General features: G+C 72.4%; 15 protein-coding genes. 9 read left to right on the plus strand and 6 right to left on the minus strand.

Annotated features, from left to right (window positions below; all coding sequences use genetic code 11):
- Window positions 1–97: 97 nt before the first annotated feature.
- From ACLZOT_RS24495 to ACLZOT_RS24505, 3 genes are all read right to left on the minus strand, one after another.
- Entirely contained in the window at window positions 98–1,312 is a 1,215-nt protein-coding gene (locus ACLZOT_RS24495; protein WP_416971199.1) for a L,D-transpeptidase, read from the minus strand.
- A 79-nt stretch (window positions 1,313–1,391) separates the two neighbouring features.
- Complete coding sequence (locus ACLZOT_RS24500; RefSeq protein ID WP_416971200.1) at window positions 1,392–2,138, minus strand: IclR family transcriptional regulator; 747 nt, start codon at window positions 2,136–2,138, stop codon at window positions 1,392–1,394.
- Window positions 2,139–2,184: 46 nt separating this feature from the next.
- Window positions 2,185–2,610, minus strand: coding sequence for a MarR family winged helix-turn-helix transcriptional regulator (locus tag ACLZOT_RS24505; RefSeq protein ID WP_416971346.1), 426 nt, complete (start codon window positions 2,608–2,610; stop codon window positions 2,185–2,187).
- Window positions 2,611–2,835: 225 nt separating this feature from the next.
- On the opposite strand from ACLZOT_RS24505, the gene ACLZOT_RS24510 reads away from it, so the two are divergent.
- From ACLZOT_RS24510 to fxsT, 9 genes are all read left to right on the plus strand, one after another.
- The gene (locus ACLZOT_RS24510; protein WP_416971201.1) at window positions 2,836–3,753 is read left to right on the plus strand and encodes an SDR family NAD(P)-dependent oxidoreductase; all 918 of its coding nucleotides are present in this window, start codon (window positions 2,836–2,838) and stop codon (window positions 3,751–3,753) included.
- A 20-nt stretch (window positions 3,754–3,773) separates the two neighbouring features.
- Window positions 3,774–4,640, plus strand: a complete 867-nt coding sequence (locus ACLZOT_RS24515) for an amidohydrolase family protein (RefSeq protein WP_416971347.1) — start codon at window positions 3,774–3,776, stop codon at window positions 4,638–4,640.
- 11 nt (window positions 4,641–4,651) lie between these two features.
- On the plus strand, window positions 4,652–6,178 hold the full coding sequence (locus ACLZOT_RS24520) for an acyl-CoA synthetase (protein ID WP_416971202.1): 1,527 nt from the start codon (window positions 4,652–4,654) through the stop codon (window positions 6,176–6,178).
- The gene (locus ACLZOT_RS24525) at window positions 6,175–6,633 is read left to right on the plus strand and encodes a MaoC family dehydratase (RefSeq protein ID WP_416971203.1); all 459 of its coding nucleotides are present in this window, start codon (window positions 6,175–6,177) and stop codon (window positions 6,631–6,633) included. The genes ACLZOT_RS24520 and ACLZOT_RS24525 overlap by 4 nt, the downstream gene beginning before the upstream one ends.
- A gap of 96 nt (window positions 6,634–6,729) precedes the next feature.
- Entirely contained in the window at window positions 6,730–6,900 is a 171-nt protein-coding gene (locus ACLZOT_RS24530) for a hypothetical protein (RefSeq protein ID WP_416971204.1), read from the plus strand.
- A 10-nt stretch (window positions 6,901–6,910) separates the two neighbouring features.
- Complete coding sequence (locus ACLZOT_RS24535; protein WP_416971205.1) at window positions 6,911–8,866, plus strand: FxsB family cyclophane-forming radical SAM/SPASM peptide maturase; 1,956 nt, start codon at window positions 6,911–6,913, stop codon at window positions 8,864–8,866.
- Window positions 8,863–9,666, plus strand: coding sequence for an aminoglycoside N(3)-acetyltransferase (locus tag ACLZOT_RS24540; protein ID WP_416971206.1), 804 nt, complete (start codon window positions 8,863–8,865; stop codon window positions 9,664–9,666). The genes ACLZOT_RS24535 and ACLZOT_RS24540 overlap by 4 nt, the downstream gene beginning before the upstream one ends.
- Before the next feature lie 34 nt (window positions 9,667–9,700).
- Window positions 9,701–11,029, plus strand: a complete 1,329-nt coding sequence (locus tag ACLZOT_RS24545; RefSeq protein WP_416971207.1) for a TIR-like protein FxsC — start codon at window positions 9,701–9,703, stop codon at window positions 11,027–11,029.
- Window positions 11,026–15,081 (plus strand): FxSxx-COOH system tetratricopeptide repeat protein, encoded by a 4,056-nt coding sequence (fxsT, locus tag ACLZOT_RS24550; protein WP_416971208.1) that lies wholly within the window; start codon window positions 11,026–11,028, stop codon window positions 15,079–15,081. Before ACLZOT_RS24545 ends, fxsT begins: the two co-directional genes overlap by 4 nt.
- A 7-nt stretch (window positions 15,082–15,088) precedes the next feature.
- On the opposite strand, the gene ACLZOT_RS24555 is transcribed toward fxsT, so the two are convergent.
- The 3 genes from ACLZOT_RS24555 to ACLZOT_RS24565 all read right to left on the minus strand — a co-directional run bounded on the left by ACLZOT_RS24555 (window position 15,089) and on the right by ACLZOT_RS24565 (window position 18,715).
- Complete coding sequence (locus ACLZOT_RS24555; protein WP_416971209.1) at window positions 15,089–15,982, minus strand: alpha/beta fold hydrolase; 894 nt, start codon at window positions 15,980–15,982, stop codon at window positions 15,089–15,091.
- Window positions 15,983–16,196: 214 nt separating this feature from the next.
- A complete protein-coding gene (locus tag ACLZOT_RS24560; RefSeq protein WP_416971210.1) occupies window positions 16,197–17,018 on the minus strand; it encodes a PaaX family transcriptional regulator C-terminal domain-containing protein in 822 nt (273 codons plus the stop codon).
- Between the two features lie 26 nt (window positions 17,019–17,044).
- Window positions 17,045–18,715 carry a PHP domain-containing protein gene (locus ACLZOT_RS24565; protein WP_416971211.1) on the minus strand — a complete coding sequence of 557 codons (1,671 nt, stop codon included), beginning with the start codon at window positions 18,713–18,715 and terminating at the stop codon, window positions 17,045–17,047.
- Window positions 18,716–18,734: the final 19 nt, after the last annotated feature.

The raw sequence follows: 18,734 nt of genomic DNA on the forward strand, positions 1-18,734 counted from the left end.
TGAAGCGAGGAATTGCCGTACAGGGAAGGCGAGTTCACCCGATGAAGTCGGTTATGTGACGTGCCCCCGCCAAAACCGGACCCCTGCCCCCGGCCCGCTACCCCAGCGCGCTCCCCGCCCTCCACTCCGCCCACGACAGATTCCACCCGTTGAGCCCGTTGCTCGCGGTCACCGTCCGTTCCCCGGAGTTCCTCACGATCACCACGTCCCCGAGCATCGAACTCTCGTAGAACGCGTACCCGGGCACGGACGCGTCGTTCCCGCCCTTCGCGTCGTGCAGCCCCACACACCCGTGACTGGTGTTCTGGCTCCCGAACACCCCCGTGGACGCCCAGTAGTTGCCGTGCACGAACGTCCCCGACGTGGTCAGCCGTTGCGCGTGCGGCACGTCCGGGATGTCGTACTCGTCGCCGAGCCCGACCGTCGACGACTCCATCCGCGTCCGGTGGAACCGCTCGCTGATGACCATGATCCCGGACCAGGTGGTGTGCTCGGGATCCCCGCCGGTCACGGGATACGTCGCGTACGTCGCCCCGTCCCGCCGTACGGTCATCTCCTTGGCCGCGAGGTCGACCGTGCTGATCTGCTCGCGCCCGATGTGGAAGGTGACGTCCTTGTGCTGGGTGCCGTAGACGCCGTCCGCGCCCTGGACGTCCTTGAGGCGCAGCCCCAGGGTCACGGTCGTGCCGCTCGCCCAGTACGTCTCGGGCCGGAAGTCGAGGCGGGTGTCGCTGAACCAGTGGCCGACGACCTCCACGGCGGGCTCGGACGTCACGGTGATCGCCTTCTCGACGGCCGCCCGGTCGGTCACGGCGTGCGTGAAGTTGATCGACACCGGCATGCCGACCCCCGAGGTCGACCCGTCCTCGGGCGTGAACCGCCCGACGAACGTCGCGCCCGGCGCCTTCGTCGTGAACGTCGACTTCTGCGCCGCCGCCCCCTCGGCCTGGGCGGTGACGGTGTACGCGGTCGCGGAGTACGGGTGCGCGGTGGACGTCCACACGGTCCTCGCGGCGTTCAGCGAACCGGCGAGCGTGCTCCCGTCCGCCCCTCTGACCTGCACGGACGCCAGCGTACCGGCGGCGACGGTGACCGTCACGGGCGAGGAGAACCCGGCGTCGGTGGTCCCGTTCGCGGGCGAGACGGTGATCGTCGGCGGCTTCTTCTCCGAGGCGCTCGCCCTGTCCGAGGTGCACCCCGCGAGCACCCCGGCCGGAGCCGCCCCCAGCGCCGCCAGGACCCCGCGCCGGGTCCACCCCCGCCCCGCTATGTGCTCGTCGCCCACGGCACGCCTTCCTGATTTGTCCGACATGGTGTCCGCATCCTGCGCCCCGAATCTGGGTGCTTCCTTTGAAGCGGCGGCCGGGGAGCTGAGATTCGGGTAAGAGCGGTCACCCCGGCCGCCACCCGAGCGCCCGCGAGATCCCCCGCGCCGCGACCCGGACCGCCGGTGCCAGCACCCCCACCTGCGCCCCCTGTTCGGGTACGACCACGGAGACGGCGGCCACCACCTCGCCCCCCGGCCCGCGTACCGGCGCCGCCACCGAGAGGGCGTCCTCGGTGACCTGACGGTCGCTCACCGCCACGCCCGTGCGCCGGACTTCGGCGAGGAGGCGGCGCAACCGGGCGGGATCGGTGACCGTATGGCCGGTGAACGCCTTCAACTCACCCGCGCAGTACGCCTCTTGGAGGCCGACATCGCCGTGCGCCAGCAGTACGAGACCCACGCCGGTGACATGGAGGGGCCAGCGGGCGCCCACCCGGATGTGGACGCCCACCGAGGAGCGCCCGCTGAGCCACTCGGTGTAGACGACGTCGTGACCGTCACGGACGGCCAACTGGACGTTTTCGTGCGTGGCTTCGTAGAGGTCCTCCAGGTAGGGCAGGGCGATCTGGCGCAGGGCGAGGCCGCGCGGCGAGAGGGCCGCGATCTCCCACAGCCGCAGACCTACGTGGTAGGCACCGGACTCGTCCCGCTCCAGGGCGCCCCACGTGGTGAGCGCGCCGACGAGGCGGTGCGCGGTGGTGAGGGTCAGGCCGGCCCGCCGGCTGATGTCCGTGAGCGTCAGCGCCGGGTGCTCGTGGTCGAACGCGGCGAGGACGGACAACAGCCGGTCGGGCGCGGAACGTTGGCTCATGGCGTCACCCCGATGTCGGAGGCTGGTCCTGCGTGACGGTCGACTGTCAGCCGAGGTCGTCCCCGGCCACCCGCAGCAGCAGCCCGTGCAGCACCTCGCGCTCGGCCGCGGTCAGCGGCCCCGTCAGCTCGTTGGTGACCCTGAGGCCCGCCTCGTCGGTGTCGCGCAGGAACGCGCGGCCCGCCTCCGTGAGCACGACGGTGCGGCTGCGCCGGTCGTCGGGGGAGGGGCGGCGCTCGGCGAACGTCAGCCGCTCCAGGTCGTCGACCAGGCCGACGATCGCGCTCGGGTCGTAGCCGAGGCGGGCGCTCAACTCCCGCTGGAGGGCGCCCTCGCAGCCCGCGAGGTAGCGCAGCATCGCGTAGTGGCGCAGGCGCAGCCCCGACTCCTGGAGGAACGTGTTGAACAACTGGCCCGAGCGCAGGCCGAGCCGGTACAGCAGGTAGCCCGTGTCGGCGTGCAGCCCGCGCATCCATGGCTCGTCGGCGTCGATGGGGGCGGGGGTCGCGGTGTCGTGCCGGCTGGTGATGGCGGGCTCCTTCGGTCGGCGGCGGGCGGGGTGGGCCGGGGTGGGTCGTCGTAAGGATTCCAGCATGAGGCATCTGTGGGTCGGCAACAACTATTGACGACAACAATCATTGCTCTTAGCTTCTATTTTTACGTCGTCCCCACCGACCTCTACCGAAGGGACTCCTCCGTGCCTCCTATCGATCTCACCGGCAAGGCCGCCGTCGTCACCGGCGCCGGCCGCGGCCTCGGACTCGCCTATGCCCGGGCGCTGGCCGCCCACGGCGCGTCCGTGGTGGTCAACGACGTGGACGAGGAGGCCGCCGGGAGCGCGGTGAAGGCGATCACCGAAGCGGGCGGCACCGCCGTCGCCGAGGTGGTGCCCGTCGGGACCGGCGAGGCCGCCGACCGGATCGTGGGGCGGGCCGTCGAGGCGTTCGGGCGGCTCGACGTGCTGGTCACCAACGCCGGGATCCTGCGCGACAAGGTGCTGTGGAAGATGACCGACGACGACTTCGACGCGGTGATCTCCACGCATCTGCGCGGCACCTTCACCTGCGCCCGTGCCGCCGCCGTCCACATGCGCGAGCGCGGCGAGGGCGGGACGCTGATCCTCGTCGGCTCGCCCGCCGGGCAGCGCGGCAACTTCGGGCAGACCAACTACGCGGCGGCCAAGGCGGGCATCGCCGCGTTCGCCCGGACCTGGTCGATGGAGCTGGCCCGCGCGAACATCACCGTCAACGCGATCGTGCCCGTCGCCGCGACCGCCATGACCGAGACGATCCCCGCGTTCGCGCCGTACATCGAGGCGATGAGGCGCGGGGAGCCGCTGCCCGGGATCCTCCGCAAGGGCGAGGGGTTCGGGACGCCCGAGGACTGCGCGGCCCTCGTGCCGTTCCTCGCCTCCGACGCTGCCCGCGGGATCACCGGGCAGGCGATCGGGATCGGCGGCGACAAGGTGACGCTGTGGTCGCATCCGCAGGAGGTGCGGGCGGCGTACGCGGACGGGGGCTGGACGCCCGAGACGCTCGCGGAGGCGTGGGGGACGTCGGTCGGCGCGGTACCGGAGACGGTGGGCATCCCGGCGCCGAAGCTGGGGGAGGCGTGATGGCGGCGCCCGGTCCCGTCATGGACGTCGCCTCCCTCGACGCGATCGACGTCCACACCCACGCCGAGGTCTCCTCCAAGGGCCACTCCTCCCTCGACGACGACCTGCACGACGCCTCCTCCGCCTATTTCAAGGTCGAGGGCAAGCGCAAGCCGACGATCGAGGAGACGGCCGCCTACTACCGCGAACGCAACATGGCCGCCGTGATCTTCACGGTCGACGCCGAGTCCGCGACCGGCACCGCGCCCGTCCCCAACGAGGAGGTCGCCGAGGCCGCCGCCGCGAACGCCGACGTCCTGATCCCCTTCGCGTCGATCGACCCGTTCCGGGGCAAGGCGGGCGTGAAGCAGGCCCGGCGGCTGATCGAGGAGTACGGGGTGAAGGGGTTCAAGTTCCACCCCAGCATCCAGGGCTTCTTCCCCAACGACCGCGCCGTCGCGTACGACCTGTACGAGGTGATCGAGGGGTACGGCTGTGTCGCGCTCTTCCACACCGGCCAGACCGGCATCGGCGCGGGCGTCCCGGGCGGGGGCGGCATCCGCCTGAAATACTCGAACCCGCTGCACGTCGACGACGTCTCCGCCGACTTCCCCGACCTGAAGATCATCCTCGCGCACCCCTCCTTCCCCTGGCAGGACGAGGCGCTCGCGGTCGCCACCCACAAACCCGGCGTCCACATCGACCTCTCGGGCTGGTCGCCGAAGTACTTCCCGCCGCAGCTCGTGCAGTACGCCAACACCTTGCTCAAGGACAAGGTCCTCTTCGGCTCCGACTTCCCCGTCCTCACCCCCGACCGCTGGCTCGCCGACTTCGCGAAGCTGCCGATCAAGGACGAGGTCAGGCCGAAGATCCTGAAAGAGAACGCCGCCCGCCTGCTGACGATCTAGAGGGGCCGCAGATGCGCAACGAGGGACTGGGCTCCTGGCCCGCCCGCCGGGCCCGGAAGACCCCGCACCGCACCGCCCTGGTCCACGGCGGCACCGAGTACACGTACGCCGCCCTGCACGACCGCACCACCCGCCTCGCCCACGCCCTGCGCGCCCGGGGCCTCAGACGCGGCGACCGCCTCGCCTACCTCGGCCCGAACCACCCCTCCTACCTGGAGGCCCTGTTCGCGGCCGGCACGCTCGGCGCGGTCTTCGTCCCGCTCAACACCCGCCTCGCGGGCCCGGAGATCGCCTACCAGCTCGCCGACTCCGGCGCGAAGACGTTGATCTACGCGCCCTCGCACGCCGGTCTCGTCGCCGGGCTCCCCGGCAGCACCGACGTCCGCACCTACCTCGAAGTCGGCGAGGAGTACGAACAGGCCCTGGACCAGGCGCCGTTCGAACCCATCGACGAACCCGTCGGTCCCGACGACACCTGCGTCATCATGTACACCTCGGGGACCACCGGACGCCCCAAGGGCGCCATGCTCACCCACGGCAACCTCACCTGGAACGCCCTGAACGTCCTCGTCGACACCGACCTGATCGCCGACGAACGGGCCCTGGTCTCCGCCCCGTTGTTCCACACGGCGGGCCTCAACATGCTGACGCTGCCGGTCCTCCTCAAGGGCGGCGCCTGCGTCCTGGTCGAGGCGTTCGACCCCGACGCGACCTTCGGGCTGGTCGCCCGGCACCGGATCACGTTCATGTTCGGCGTGCCGACCATGTTCGACCTGATGGCCCGTCACCCGGGCTGGCCCGACGCCGACTTGAGCTCCCTGCGGCTGCTCACCTGCGGCGGCTCACCCGTGCCGACCCCGCTCATCGCGGCCTATCAGGAGCGGGGCCTGACCTTCCTCCAGGGGTACGGGATGACCGAGGCGTCGCCCGGGACGCTCTTCCTCGACGCCGAACACGCGGTCAGCAAGGCCGGTTCGGCGGGCGTGCCGCACTTCTTCAGCGACGTACGCGTCGTCCGTCCCGACCTGATGCCGGTCGAGGTGGGGGAGACCGGGGAGGTCGTGGTGCGCGGGCCCCATGTCATGCCCGGCTACTGGGGGTTGCCCGAGGAGAGCGCGGCCTCCTTCACCGACGGCTGGTTCCGCAGCGGGGACGCGGCCCGGGTCGACGAGGACGGGTACGTCCACATCGTCGACCGGATCAAGGACATGATCATCTCCGGTGGGGAGAACATCTACCCCGCCGAGATCGAGGACCTGATCCTCGCGCACCCCGGCGTCGCCGAGTGCGCGGTCATCGGGGTCGCCGACGAGAAGTGGGGCGAGGTGCCCCGCGCGGTCGTCGTGCCCCGCGAAGGGGCCCGGCCCGATCCCGACGCCATCCTCGCGGGGCTCGCGGGGCGGCTCGCCAAGTACAAGATCCCCCGGTCCGTGGTGCTCGCGGACGAACTCCCGCGCACCGCCTCCGGAAAACTCCTCAAGTCCCGGGTGCGCAAGCGCTTCGGCGACCGTACCGGCAACAGTGAAGGAACGTCATGACCATCACCGTCAACGGCCTCGACGAACTCAAGAAGCTCGCCGGGAGCGACCTCGGGACCAGCGAGTGGATCGAGGTGACGCAGCGGAGCATCGACACGTTCGCCGACGCGACCGGGGACCACCAGTGGATCCACGTCGACGTGGAGAAGGCCGCCGCAGGGCCCTTCGGGGCGCCCATCGCGCACGGCTATCTGACCCTGTCACTCTTCATACCCTTGTTCTCCGGGCTGTTGGAGGTGGAAGGGGTCGCCACCAAGGTCAACTACGGCCTGAACAAGGTGCGTTTCCCCTCGCCCGTGAAGGTCGGTTCGCGGATCCGGCTCGCCGCGCGGCTGGCAGGGGTCGAGGACGTGGCGGGGGGCGTGCAGATCACCGTGGACGGCACCATCGAGATCGAAGGGGGCGCGAAACCGGCGGCGGTCCTCCAGGGGGTCCTGAGGTTCCTCGGATCGTAATCCGTTGAGCGTAAATGGAGTCTTCCCGGGCGCCCGACGCGGTCTTGATGAGGTTAGGCTGTGGCCCCATAATGGCCCGCCCCTAGGAACGACACCGTGACCATTCCAGCGAGAACCACTGCATCAACGGCCGTCCGGCCGATGGTCGCCGCCGCACCCCGCCTCGACGCTCCCACCGACCCCAGGAACGCCCGGGGGGTGCGCCGGGCCCTCGGCTCCACCCGGTCCGCCAAGGGAGCGGGGATCACCTTCCAGTCCTCCATCTGACCGCCACCCCATGACCGACCCCGTCGCCCCGCTGCGCCAGCTCGTGCTGAAGGTGCACAGCCGGTGCGACCTCGCCTGCCGTCACTGCTACGTGTACGAGCACGCGGACACCAGCTGGTCGGTCAAGCCCAGGGTGATCGCCGAGGAGACCGTCACCCAGGTCGCCCGGCGGCTCGCGGAACACGCGACGGCGCACCGGCTCGCCTCCGTCCAGGTCATCCTCCACGGAGGCGAGCCGCTGCTCGCCGGAATCCCCCGCCTGCGGTACGTCTGCGAGCAACTCACCCGCGCGTTACGGGGAGTCGCCGAGCTGGACCTCAGGATCCACACCAACGGCGTCCGGTTGACGCCCCGTCACCTCGACCTGTTCACCGAGTACGGCGTCCGCGTGGGCGTCTCCCTCGACGGTGACCGCGCCGCGAACGACCGCTTCCGGCTCTACCGCGACGGCCGCAGCAGCCACGACCAGGCCCTCGCGGCGCTCGCCCTGCTGAACGAGCACCGCCACCTCTATGCCGGGATCCTGTGCACGGTCGACGTCCGCAACGACCCGGTCGCGGTCTTCGACGCCCTCGCCGAACTCGCCCCGCCCCGCATCGACTTCCTCCTCCCGCACGCCACCTGGGACACCCCGCCCCACCGCCCCGAGGGCCGCGCGACCCCCTACGCCGACTGGCTGCTCGCGGTGCACGCCCGCTGGAGCGAGCGGGGCCGCCCGATGCCGGTGCGGCTGTTCGACTCCGTGGTCAGCACCCTCGGCGGCGGCCCGAGCCACACCGAGGCGATGGGCCTCGACGGCGCCGACCTCGTCGTGATCGAGACCGACGGCAGCTACGAACAGGCCGACTCCCTCAAGACCGCGTACGACGGCGCCCCCGGGACCGGCCAGGACGTCGGACGGCACTCCTTCGACGACGTCTCCCGCCACCCCGGCATGGCCGCCCGGCGCCAGGGCCTCGCCGGGCTCTGCGAGCAGTGCCGGGCCTGTCCGGTCGTCCGCTCCTGCGGCGGCGGCCTCCTCGCGCACCGCTACCGCTCCGACGGCACCGGCTTCGCCAACCCCTCCGTGTTCTGCGCCGACTTGAGGGAACTCGTCGACGGGCTCGCCGCCCGCACCGGCGCGGACGCCACCCGCCCCGTCCCCGGCTTCGACGCCCTCGCCGACGGCACCGACGACGGCACCGCCGTCCACGCCCTCGCCGAGGCCCGCACGGCGGTCACCCTGGACCTGCTCAGGGAACTCGGCGAACGGGCCGGCAGGGGCGAACTCCCGTACCCCGCAGGCCCGTTGTGGCCGGACGCCTGGCGGCGGGCCGCCGACCCGGACACCCTGGCCGCCGTCCTGGCCCACCCCTACACCCGCCCCTGGATCCTGGCCTGCCTCGACGGCACCGCCTCCCCGGACCACCTCGCCGCCCTCGTGGGAGCCGCCCCCGCCCGGCGGCTGCGCTGCGGCGGCCTCACCGTCGCCCTCGATGACCACGACCCCCACCGCGACTGCTTCGACGCACCCCTCCACCCCGGCCTCACCCCCGACGAGGCCGTCCGCTGGGAGCAAGTCCTCGACAAGTCCTGGGAGTTGATCGACCGGGCCCTGCCCGGCACCGCCGCCGCGATGGCCGCCGAGGTCCGCGCCGTCGTCCCCCTCGCCGCACCGCCCCGGGCCGCCGGAGCCGGCCTCGCCGCCCTCGGCGCCCGCCTCGACGACGAACCGGCCCAGGTGGCCGCCCAGTTGGTGCGGGGCTTCCGGCTCGGCATCCTGGACGCCCTGCTCGACGCCTGCGAACTGTACGACGAGGCGGCCCCGGCCGTCGGCGCCCTCCTCGCCGACACGTACGCCGCGGCCGCCACCGACGCCCTCCTCGGCACCTCCCAAGCCGACGCGTACCTCAAGGAGTTGACCGGCGCTCCCGGACTCACGCCCCTCGGCCGCAGGTTCGTCGACGGCATCGGGCGGACCCGGTGAGCGCCGAGTTCGCCCGGCTGGGCGTCCGGCCCGGGGCCACCCTCCTGGTGCACGCCTCGCTGCGCCGGGTCGGCGTCGCCCCCGGCACCGTCCTCGGGGCGCTCCTCGACGCCGTCGGACCCCGGGGCACCGTCGTCGTCCCGACGTTCACCGCCCACAACTCCGACACCTCACCGGCGTACCGCTGGGACACCCTCGACATGACGCGGGAGCAGATCGCCCGGCACCGGGCTACCATGCCCGCGTTCGACCCCGGGCGGACCGCCTCGCAGGACATGGGGCGGCTCGCGGAAGCCGTCCGGCGCTCGGCGCGGGCCGTACGCAGCGCGCATCCCCAGACCTCCTTCGCGGCGCTCGGCGCGCGGGCCCGGGAGCTGATGGCCGGGCACGACGAGGAGTGCCACCTCGGGGAGCGCTCGCCGCTCGCCCGGCTGGAGGAGGCCAGGGCCCAAGTCCTGCTGCTCGGCGTGGGGTTCGACGTGTGCAGCGCCTTCCACCTCGGCGAGTACCGGGTGCCGGGGATGCCGTGGCGGACGTACGGGTGCGTGGTGCGGCGCGGGGGCGTGCGGACGTGGGTGAGCTACCGGGACGCCGCCCACGACGACCGGGACTTCGGGGAGCTGGGGGCCGCGTTCGAGGCCGACACCGGGGTCGTGCGGCGCGGGACCGTCGGGAACGGGGAGGCGGCGCTCTTCCCGCTCGACCGGGCCGTCGCCTACGCCAGGACCTGGCTGGCCGGAAATCGCCGCCAAGGGGTTTTCACAGACCCGTCACAAGACGAGGCCCACTCCCTACACTGAGTGTCCGGGTGGGGCACGGGGATCGGGGGAGCGTGTGCAGCCTACGGAACCCGTGGGGGCCGAGGCCAATGGGCCGTACTTCTTCCTGAGTTACGCCCATGTGCCGCGCGGCGAGTCCGACCGGGCCGACCCGGACCTGTGGGTGCACCGGCTCTTCCGCGACCTGTGCGACGTCGTCCTCAACCTCACCACCGTCCCCGCCGGCGGCGCCGGATACATGGACCGGTCGATGCGCGCCGGTCAGGCCCTGAGCGACGAACTCGCCCGCTCCCTCGCCCAGTGCCGGGTCTTCGTGCCGCTGTACTCGCCCCGCTACTTCATCAGCCCCTGGTGCGGCCGGGAGTGGACCGTGTTCGGCCGCCGCCCCGGCTCCCTGCCCGCCGCCGTGGTGCCCGCGCTGTGGGCGCCCGTGCCCGAGCGGCGGCTGCCGGCCTGCGCCCGCGACGTCCCCCACCCCGAACACGAACACACCGAACGCTACCGGGAGTTCGGCCTCTACGGGCTCGCCAAACTGCGCTCCTTCCGCAGCGACTACGAGAAGGACGTCCTCAAGCTCGCCCACCGGATCGTCGCCGCCGGGGAGAGCGTCGCCGTCCCGCACGGCGACGACGACCGGCACAGCCTGCAAGCCGCGCACGACGCGTTCGCGCACACCGACACCCCGCGCCCCGCCCAGCCGCAGCCCCGGCCCACCACCCGGCGCCGGCTGCGCATCAGCGTCGCCGCCGCCTCCCGCGCCGGGCTCCCCGAGGGCCGCGACCCCGCCTACTACGGCAGCAGCCCCCTCGACTGGCGGCCCTACCACCCCGTATCGCCCTACCCGCTCGGCAAGCTGGCCTCCGACATCGCCGAACGCCTCGACTTCCAGCCGGACGTACGGGAGTTCGACCACCGCGGGGCGCCCGCCGACGGGCCCGAACTGCTCCTCCTCGACCGGTGGCTGCTGCGCGACCCCGGACACCTCGCCCGGCTGGGCGAGTTCGACGCCGCCGACCGGCCCGCGACCGGGGTCGTCGTGCCGTGGAACGGCGCCGACCGCGACGACGAGGCGGACGGCCGCAGCGTCGCCGCCGAGGTCGAGGCCGCGCTGCCCCGGCGCACCCGCCGCCAGCGGCAGGCCGGCCGCCCGCCGGTCCTCGGCCCCGACCAGGCCACCTTCAGCCGCCAGCTCCCGCGCGTCGTGCACTGGGCGGCCACCGAGTACCTCAGACGGGCCCCCGCCCGCGTCCCGCCCGGTGAGGGCCCGCAGCGCTTCCGGCTGGGCGGCGCGGGCGGGCGGACCGGCCCGGGCCACCAAGGAATCCAGGGCAGCCCTCCGGCGCCGCCCGACCGCCGTCGTGCCGAGGAGGAGGGACCGCGATGAGCAGCCTCGACGAACAGGGCGGCCGCGCAGGCCGCATCGTGACGTTCTACTCGTACAAGGGCGGCACCGGGCGCACCATGGCCCTCGCCAACGTCGCCTGGATCCTCGCCGCCAACGGCAAACGCGTCCTCGCCGTCGACTGGGACCTGGAGGCGCCCGGCCTGCACCGCTTCTTCCACCCCTTCCTCGACCCCGCCACCGTCGGCGCCACGACCGGCGTCATCGACCTGCTCACCGAGTACGCCTGGGCCGCCACCGACGACGACGGCGAGGGCCGCCCCGCCGACTGGCACCGCGACTACGCCCGCGTCCAGCGCCACGCCGTCTCCGTCGACTGGCCCTTCCCCGAACCCGGCACCCTCGACCTGGTCACCGCCGGCCGCCAGAACCGCGACTACTCGGCGATCGTCGCCACCTTCGACTGGGACAACTTCTACGACCGCCTCGGCGGCGGCCTCTTCTTCGACGCCCTGCGCGACGACATGCGCGCCAACTACGACTACGTCCTCATCGACAGCCGCACCGGCCTCTCCGACATCGCCGACATCTGCACCGCCCACCTGCCCGACGTCCTCGTCGACTGCTTCACCCTCAGCGACCAGTCCATCGACGGCGCGGCGGCCGTCGCCCGCGACATCGGCGAACGCTTCCGCCCCCGCAACATCCGCATCCTGCCCGTCCCCATGCGCATCGACGAGGGCGAGAAGGAGAAGGCGGACGCCGGCCGCATGCTCGCCCGCGCCAAGTTCGACGGCTGGCCCGCCGGACTCACCGACGACCAGCTCACCACCTACTGGCTGTCCGTCGAGGTCCCCTACCGGCCCTACTACGCGTACGAGGAGACCCTCGCGACCTTCGCCGACGAGGCCGGCAACCCGATCTCCCTGCTCGCCGCGTTCGAACGCCTCACCGCCGTCATCTCCGCGCAGGCCGTCACCGCGCTGCCCCGCATGGACGAGGAACAACGCCTCGGCGTGAAACGCAAGTTCGTCCGCACCCGCGCCGCCCTCCCCGCCGACCTGCACCTCAGCTACGTCTCCGAGGACCGCATGTGGGCCGAGTGGATCGCCGTCCTGCTCTCCCGCGCCGGCTTCCGGGTGATCCCCAAGTACGCGGGCGGCGACGGCGACGGCGCCGACAAACCCGCCGACCGCACCGTCGTCGTCCTCTCCCCGGCCTACCAGCGCTCCGCGCGCGCCCGCCACGTCTGGGAGACCGCCACCGGCAACGACCCCACCGGCCGCCGCCAGGTCCTCGCCGTCCGCGTCGGCGACATCCGGCCCGCGCCCGCGTTCACCGACTGGCCCAGCGTCGACATCGTCCGCACCAACGAGAAGAACGCGGCGACCGCCCTGCTGCGCGCCCTCGGCAAACCCCCGCTGCCCGCCGACCTCGCCGACGACACCGTCACCACCTCCGCCGCCCGCTTCCCCGACACCCAGCCCCGCTTCTGGAACGTCACCCCCCGCAACTCCTCCTTCACCGGCCGCAGCGCCCTGCTGGAGAAGCTGCGCGACCTCCTCGGCGCCAGCGGCACCGGCGGCCGCAGCGCCGCGTACGCCCTCTACGGCCTCGGCGGCGTCGGCAAGACCCAGATCGCCCTGGAGTACGTCCACCGGTTCGCCGCCGACTACGACCTCGTCTGGTGGATCTCCTCCGAGCGCAGCGAGTTCGTCGTCTCCGCGCTCGCCGACCTCGCCCCCCGGCTCGGCCTGCGCGGCGGGGAGGACGCCTCCCAGGTCGCCCAGGAGGTCCGCGACCACCTCAGGCAGTCCGGGCCCGCGCTGCGCTGGCTGCTCGTCTTCGACAACGCCGACGAACCCCAGGAGGTCAGCCATCTGCTGCCCGGCGGCAGCGGACACGTCCTGATCACCTCCCGCAACCACACCTGGCTCCAGTACGGCGAAGCCCTGGAGATCGACCCCTTCCTGCGCGAGGAGAGCGTCGAACACCTCCTGCGCCGCGCCCCCGACCTCAGCACCGACGACGCCGACCGGGTCGCCGCGGCCGTCGGCGACCTGCCCCTCGCCCTCGAACAGGCCGGCGCCTGGCTCGCCGAGACCGCCACCCCCGTCGACGACTACCTCCTCGAACTCGACCGGCAGGCCGAACACGTCCTGTCCCTCAGCCAGCCCGCCGGCTACCCGCAGCCCGTCGCCGCCACCTGGAACGTCTCCATCGAACGCCTCAAGGAACGCTCCCCGGCCGCCGTACGCCTCCTGCAGCTGTGCGCGTTCTTCGCCGCCGAACCCATCTCCATGAAACTCCTCTACGGCGACGAGATGATCCGCGTCCTCGCCGCCGAGGACCCCTCCCTCCAGGAGAAGATGGTCCTCGGCCGCGTCATCCGCGAGATCGGCCGGTTCGCGCTCGCCAAGGTCGACCGCTCCCAGCAGTCCACCATCCAGGTCCACCGCCTCGTCCAGGCCGTCATCCGCTCCCAGCTCACCCCCACCGAGCAGCTGGAGGCCCAGCACGTCGTCCACCGCATCCTCGCCGGCGCCCGCCCCTCCGGCGAGGAACCCATCGACGACCCCGAGAACCAGCCCACCTTCGCCGCGATCTGGCCGCACCTCGACGCGTCCGAGGCCAGCATCTGCGACGACCCCGAGACCCGCCAGCTCCTCATCGACCGCGTCCGCTACCTCTGGAAGCGCGGCGAACTCCCCGCCGCCACCACCTTCGCGGAGAACCTGCGCGAACTGTGGGAAGAGAAACTGGCGGACTCCCAGGCCCGCATCGACGCCTTCTCCCAGCAGCCCGAGGACGCCCACCGCCTCCCCCCGCAGTCCGGCGGACGGCCCCCGCGCACCCTCGCCGAGGAACGCCTCTACCTCACCAACCTCCGCATCCAGCTCCTCCACCTGCGCTTCCACATCGCCAACGTGCTGCGCTCCTTCGGCAAGTACGTCGAAGCCGAACAGCTCGGCTCCGAGATCCTCGCCCAGCAGCGCTCCCTGCTCGCCCCCGACCACCCGCACATCCTCATGACCGCCAGCGGCCTCGCCACCGACCTCGGCTCCATCGGCCGCTTCTCCGAAGCCCTCCAGATGGCCGCCGAGGCATACCTCGGCTTCAAGGAGAGCTTCGGCGAGGACCACCCCCGCACCCTCAGCTCCAACAACAACCGCGCCGTCTGCCTGCGCCTGCTCGGCCGCTACAACGAGGCCCGCGACGTCGACCAGGAGATCTACGACCGGCGCCGCAACGACCTCGGCGCCAAACACCCCCACACCCTGATCAGCGTCACCAACCTCGGCCGCGACCTGCGCGAGACCGGCGAGTACGACGCCTCGATCTCCCTGCTGCGCGGCAGCCACACCGCGTACACGGAACTCTTCGGCGAGCTGTACCCCGACACCCTGCGCAGCGCCAAGAGCCTCGCCGTGTCCCTGCGCAAGGCCGGGCTCGTCGACGAGGCCCGCGCCCTCACCCACCAGACCCGCGAGCACTACCGGATGCGCGAGACCCCCACGACCACCCCCGACGTCCTCGACTGCACCCTCAACTACGCGACCGACCTGTACGCCACCGGGGCCCGCGAGGAGGCGCTCACCCTCACCCAGGACATCGTCCGGCAGTACCGCATCGCCCCCGGCGAACGGCATCCGGCGACCCTGGCCGCCCTCAACAACTGCGGGATCTTCCTGCGCGGCGCGGGCCGCATCGACGAGGCGCGGGCCCTGCTCGAACGCAACCGCGCCACCCTGCACGACGTCCTCGGCGACGCCCACCCCTACACCCTGGCCTGCGCGGTCAACCTCGCCAACACCCTCGCCGAACTGGAGGAACTGCACCGCTCGGAGGAGCTGGAGCGGCTCGCCGTCACCGGGTTCCAGAAGGCGCTGGGCTACAAGCACCCCGACACGATCGTCTCCCGCGCCAACCTGTCCGTCACCCTGCGGGCCCTGCGGCGCATCCCCGAGGCCGACCAGCTCCAGGAGAGCGCGCAGGCCGACCTGGAGCGGCTCCTCGGCGAGGCGCATCCGCACACGGTGAGCGTGCGCGAGGGCAAGCGGATCCACCGGGACCTGGAACCGCCCCTGGTGTGACGGTCCGTCAGGCGGGCTCGGGGGCCAGCCAACTGGGGCCGCCCGACAGCCACGTCACGATGTCCGGCAGCACCCGCAGCGCCGCGAAGTGCGCCGCCCGCGGATGCACCACGACCGTACGGCCCGGGATGTGCTCCGCCAGCCAGCGGGTGTGGCTGGCCGGGGCGAACACGTCCTGCTCGCCGTGCCACAGCAGGACCGGCACGGAGATCGCGTCCAGGTCGAAACCCCACGGCGAGCAGAACGACAGGGCGTCGTCGACCCAGCCGTCCGCCGACACGCTGAGCGCCTCGGCGTAGCTGCGGACGAGCATGTCCCGGATCCCGGCGTCCGCGATCACCCTCAGGTCCGACTCCGTGAGCTCCCAGCGCAGTTGGGACAGCAGCTTGCGGGGGTCGGCGCGGATCGCCAGGGAGCGTTCGCGCAGGCTCGCGGCGAGCCGGTCCGGGCCGACGAGGGCCTGCGCGTACTCGTGGACGTTCGACGCGGCCATCCCCGCGAACCAGTCCAGGCCCGCCGCGTCGCGCGGAGCCAGGCTCACCAGGACCGCGACGCGCGTCACCCGGCCCGGCAGCAGGGCCGCGCAGGCAAGAGCGTGCGGGCCGCCGCCCGAGCGGCCGGCCACCGCGAACCGCTCCACGCCGAGCGCGTCCGCGATCGCCGCGACGTCCTCGGCGACATGCGCGACCGAGCGGCCCGGCAGCCGGTCCGAACTGCCGTACCCCGGACGGTCGTAGGTGATCAGGCGGACCCGCTGGTGGTACAGCAGCATCGGGCGGGGCGCCGGGCCGATCCGGCTGCCGGGCGTGCCGTGCAGCAGGAAGACCGGGAAACCGCGCGGATCCCCCGCGATCTCCACCGCGAGCCGTCTGCCGTCCCCCGTGAACACCTCGGTACGCATCCGCGGCCCTTTCTGGAAGGGAAGCCACCTCGGAGCCGGCGCCACATCCCCGGCCGGGCGCCCGCCGCCTGGCACGCGCGCTGATCCGGCCGGGGATGTGACACCGGCTCCCCACTGCGGTACACGCTGCGGTCATCTCCCATGGTGACCCAGATCATCCGGGTGTGCGCCGGTGTTGGCCTTTTCGGGGGCCGGCTCAGGCCGGGAGACGACGTCAACTCCGGGCCGGTACCAGGTCGATGAGGCGGCTCGCCGCCTCCTCCGCGAGGGGGGTGAGGCGTTCGTGGACTCGGTGGAACGTCTTCTCCGCGCCCTCCGCCGGCCAGTCCGGCGGAAGGTGGCGGACCGGGAGGCGGGGGTCGCGGCGGATGATGTTCAGCCAGTCAGTCTGGAGCAGGAGCCGGCCCGCCAGCGCCTCGTCCGCCGACGGGAGGTCGCCCTCCCAGCGCTGCCAGCGCTCCCGGAACGCCGCGTAGCGGGACGCCAGTTCGCCCAGCTCCCAGGTCTCCTCGATCATCGCCGCGATGTCCGTCCCCACGTCCGCCTGAGCCCGGAACACCTTCACATGCGCCGACAGCCCCAACTCCGCGACCAGCTCCGCGACATCCACCTCACCCGGCGCGATCCACAGCCCGCTGAACAGCGGACCGAAGCCGTGCCACGCCAGCTTCGAGCGCAGGTCGTGCCGTTGCCGCTGCCACGACTCCGGCAGCGAGAACCCCAGCAGCGTCCACGACCCGTCCCACCGCCGGTTGACCGCCCCCGTGTGCCACACCCGCCGCTCACCGTCCCGCAGGACGGCCTCCGAATGCGCGGTCAGCCCGAAGTACATCCGCCGCCCCTCCCGCTGCCGGCGCAGCAGCCCCCGGTTCACCATCCGCGTCAGCGTCGACCGCGTCGCCTGCTCCCCGACCCCGGCCCGCGCGAACACGTCGATGACACTCCCGGAGTACACACAGACAGCGCGCCCCAGCACCTGATCGCCCAGGAACGTGAGCATCAGGGACTGGGGCCGCACCGATTCTTCCGTGGTCACACGGCCAACCGTACGACTGCCACCGGTCAGCGCACCACGTCCACGAAGATCGGGTTCGCGTAGAACCAGGTGTCCGTCCACGGGTCGCCGTCGCCCGGGGCGTGGGGGACCGGGCCGTGGGGGTCGACGGAGGCGCCCAGGTAGCCCGTGCCGCCCCGGTTGCCGTCGCTGCCGCGCAGGCGGAGGTAGAAGGAGTCGTCCTCGACCGCGACCGGGACACGGAGGGTGTAGGTGCCCTTCAGGCCGGAGACGTCCTTCGTGCGGACGACCCGCGTGTCGGGGGCCTTCCAGGTGTCGGCGTCGGTGACCGGGCCGGTGACCGTGCCGCGGATGACGTCGACGTGGGCCAGCTTGGGGAGGATGCCGTGCGGGTTCACCCGGGAGGCGGTCGTGACCGTGATCTCCAGGGTGAGCTTCTCGCCCCTGCGGACGCGGAGCCGGCCGCCGAGAGTGACACCCCGGCCGTGGCTGTGCGGACGCTTCAGGCGGACTTCGAGGCCGTCGATCAGGTGGCCGTGGTCCGCCCAGACCCGGCCCTCACGCAGGCCGGTCATGACCGCGCGGTAGCCGTAACGGGTGACACCGACGTGCGTACGGCTGAACTGGCCGGGCCAGAAGTCGCTGCCGGGCTGCGGGGACGCCGTGTTCACCGGGTCGGGCAGCTTGCCGGTGTTGTCGAAGTTCTGCCCGGCCGGCCAGTCGCCGTTCTTCCACGTGTCGAAGACGATGCGGTGCGCGTCGGAGTTGCTGGTGATCGAGAACAGGCCGCCTTCTGCCAGCATCGAGTCCCAGAGCCCCCCGACGGTCGCCGTCGCCCAGTCGAAACCGCCGTACGTCAGGTACGCCTCCTTCGGGTACCCCGCGAAGGAGTTCGCCGACGGCGCGTTCTCGTACTCGCCCCGGATCGAGTTCGCCCCGCGCCAGCCGGGGATCGCCGCGCCCTGAGCACCCGGCGCCCCCTCCATGCCGACCATGATCCCGGGGGCGGCGTCGCGCCAGGCCCGCAGCTCGTGCGGGGAGTCGATCCCGAGGCGCAGCGGGTGGTTGGCCAGCACGAGGACGTCGTCCACGTAACCGGTACGGCGCTGCTCGGCCAGCCACTGGAGCGCCTTGACGGCGTGAGCCTCGTTGCGCGCGGTGTTCGCGTTGCCGGGAGCGCCGTCCGTGTAGCCCAGGAGCTTGCCGTCGTAGGCGCTCTCGAACCGGGTCAGGACGTCGACCTCGTTGGGGCCGGGCGGCGTGAACACCGTGCAGTGCTCGGCGGCCGGGATGTACCACTCCAGGCCCTGGAAGATGAGCTGGCGCGGGTTCTCCCGGCGGGCCTTGAGGATCTCCTTGTGCTCCAGGGCGGCACCGAAGTCGGCGTGCCCGAAGTTGGAGTGCTCGGTGAACACCATCCAGTCGAGCCCGAACTCGGCTGCCTTCTTGGCGAGTTGGGAGAACGTGTACTTCGCGTCGTGGCTGTACACGGAGTGGATGTGATGGTCGCCGACGAGGTAGGCGAGACGCGGGTCCTCGCCGCCGTATCCCTTACCGCTGGTGGCGGACGCCGGGGACGCCAGCGCCGGGGACAGCGCGAACGCCGCCCCGAACAGGCCCGCGCTGCGCAGGAGTCCACGCCGGGAGACGCCCTGCGGATCGAGGTCGGCGGGCGCGACGGAGGGGTCGGCCCAGGTGGGGAGCTGCTGCTCGGTCATGACAGGTCTTCCTGAGTAA

The sequence above is a fragment of the Streptomyces sp. 4F14 genome, from assembly GCF_048159485.1.
Lineage (GTDB): Bacteria > Actinomycetota > Actinomycetes > Streptomycetales > Streptomycetaceae > Streptomyces.

Bases quoted from the DNA above. Each gene is read 5' to 3' on its own strand.
- ACLZOT_RS24535 (WP_416971205.1), top strand. From the start codon at position 6,911: ATGACCGACCCCGTCGCCCCGCTGCGCCAGCTCGTGCTGAAGGTGCAC.
- ACLZOT_RS24520 (WP_416971202.1), top strand. From the start codon at position 4,652: ATGCGCAACGAGGGACTGGGCTCCTGGCCCGCCCGCCGGGCCCGGAAG.
- ACLZOT_RS24565 (WP_416971211.1), bottom strand. From the start codon at position 18,715: ATGACCGAGCAGCAGCTCCCCACCTGGGCCGACCCCTCCGTCGCGCCC.
- ACLZOT_RS24525 (WP_416971203.1), top strand. From the start codon at position 6,175: ATGACCATCACCGTCAACGGCCTCGACGAACTCAAGAAGCTCGCCGGG.
- fxsT (WP_416971208.1), top strand. From the start codon at position 11,026: ATGAGCAGCCTCGACGAACAGGGCGGCCGCGCAGGCCGCATCGTGACG.
- ACLZOT_RS24555 (WP_416971209.1), bottom strand. From the start codon at position 15,982: ATGCGTACCGAGGTGTTCACGGGGGACGGCAGACGGCTCGCGGTGGAG.
- ACLZOT_RS24515 (WP_416971347.1), top strand. From the start codon at position 3,774: ATGGACGTCGCCTCCCTCGACGCGATCGACGTCCACACCCACGCCGAG.
- ACLZOT_RS24505 (WP_416971346.1), bottom strand. From the start codon at position 2,610: ATGCGCGGGCTGCACGCCGACACGGGCTACCTGCTGTACCGGCTCGGC.
- ACLZOT_RS24500 (WP_416971200.1), bottom strand. From the start codon at position 2,138: ATGAGCCAACGTTCCGCGCCCGACCGGCTGTTGTCCGTCCTCGCCGCG.
- ACLZOT_RS24495 (WP_416971199.1), bottom strand. From the start codon at position 1,312: ATGTCGGACAAATCAGGAAGGCGTGCCGTGGGCGACGAGCACATAGCG.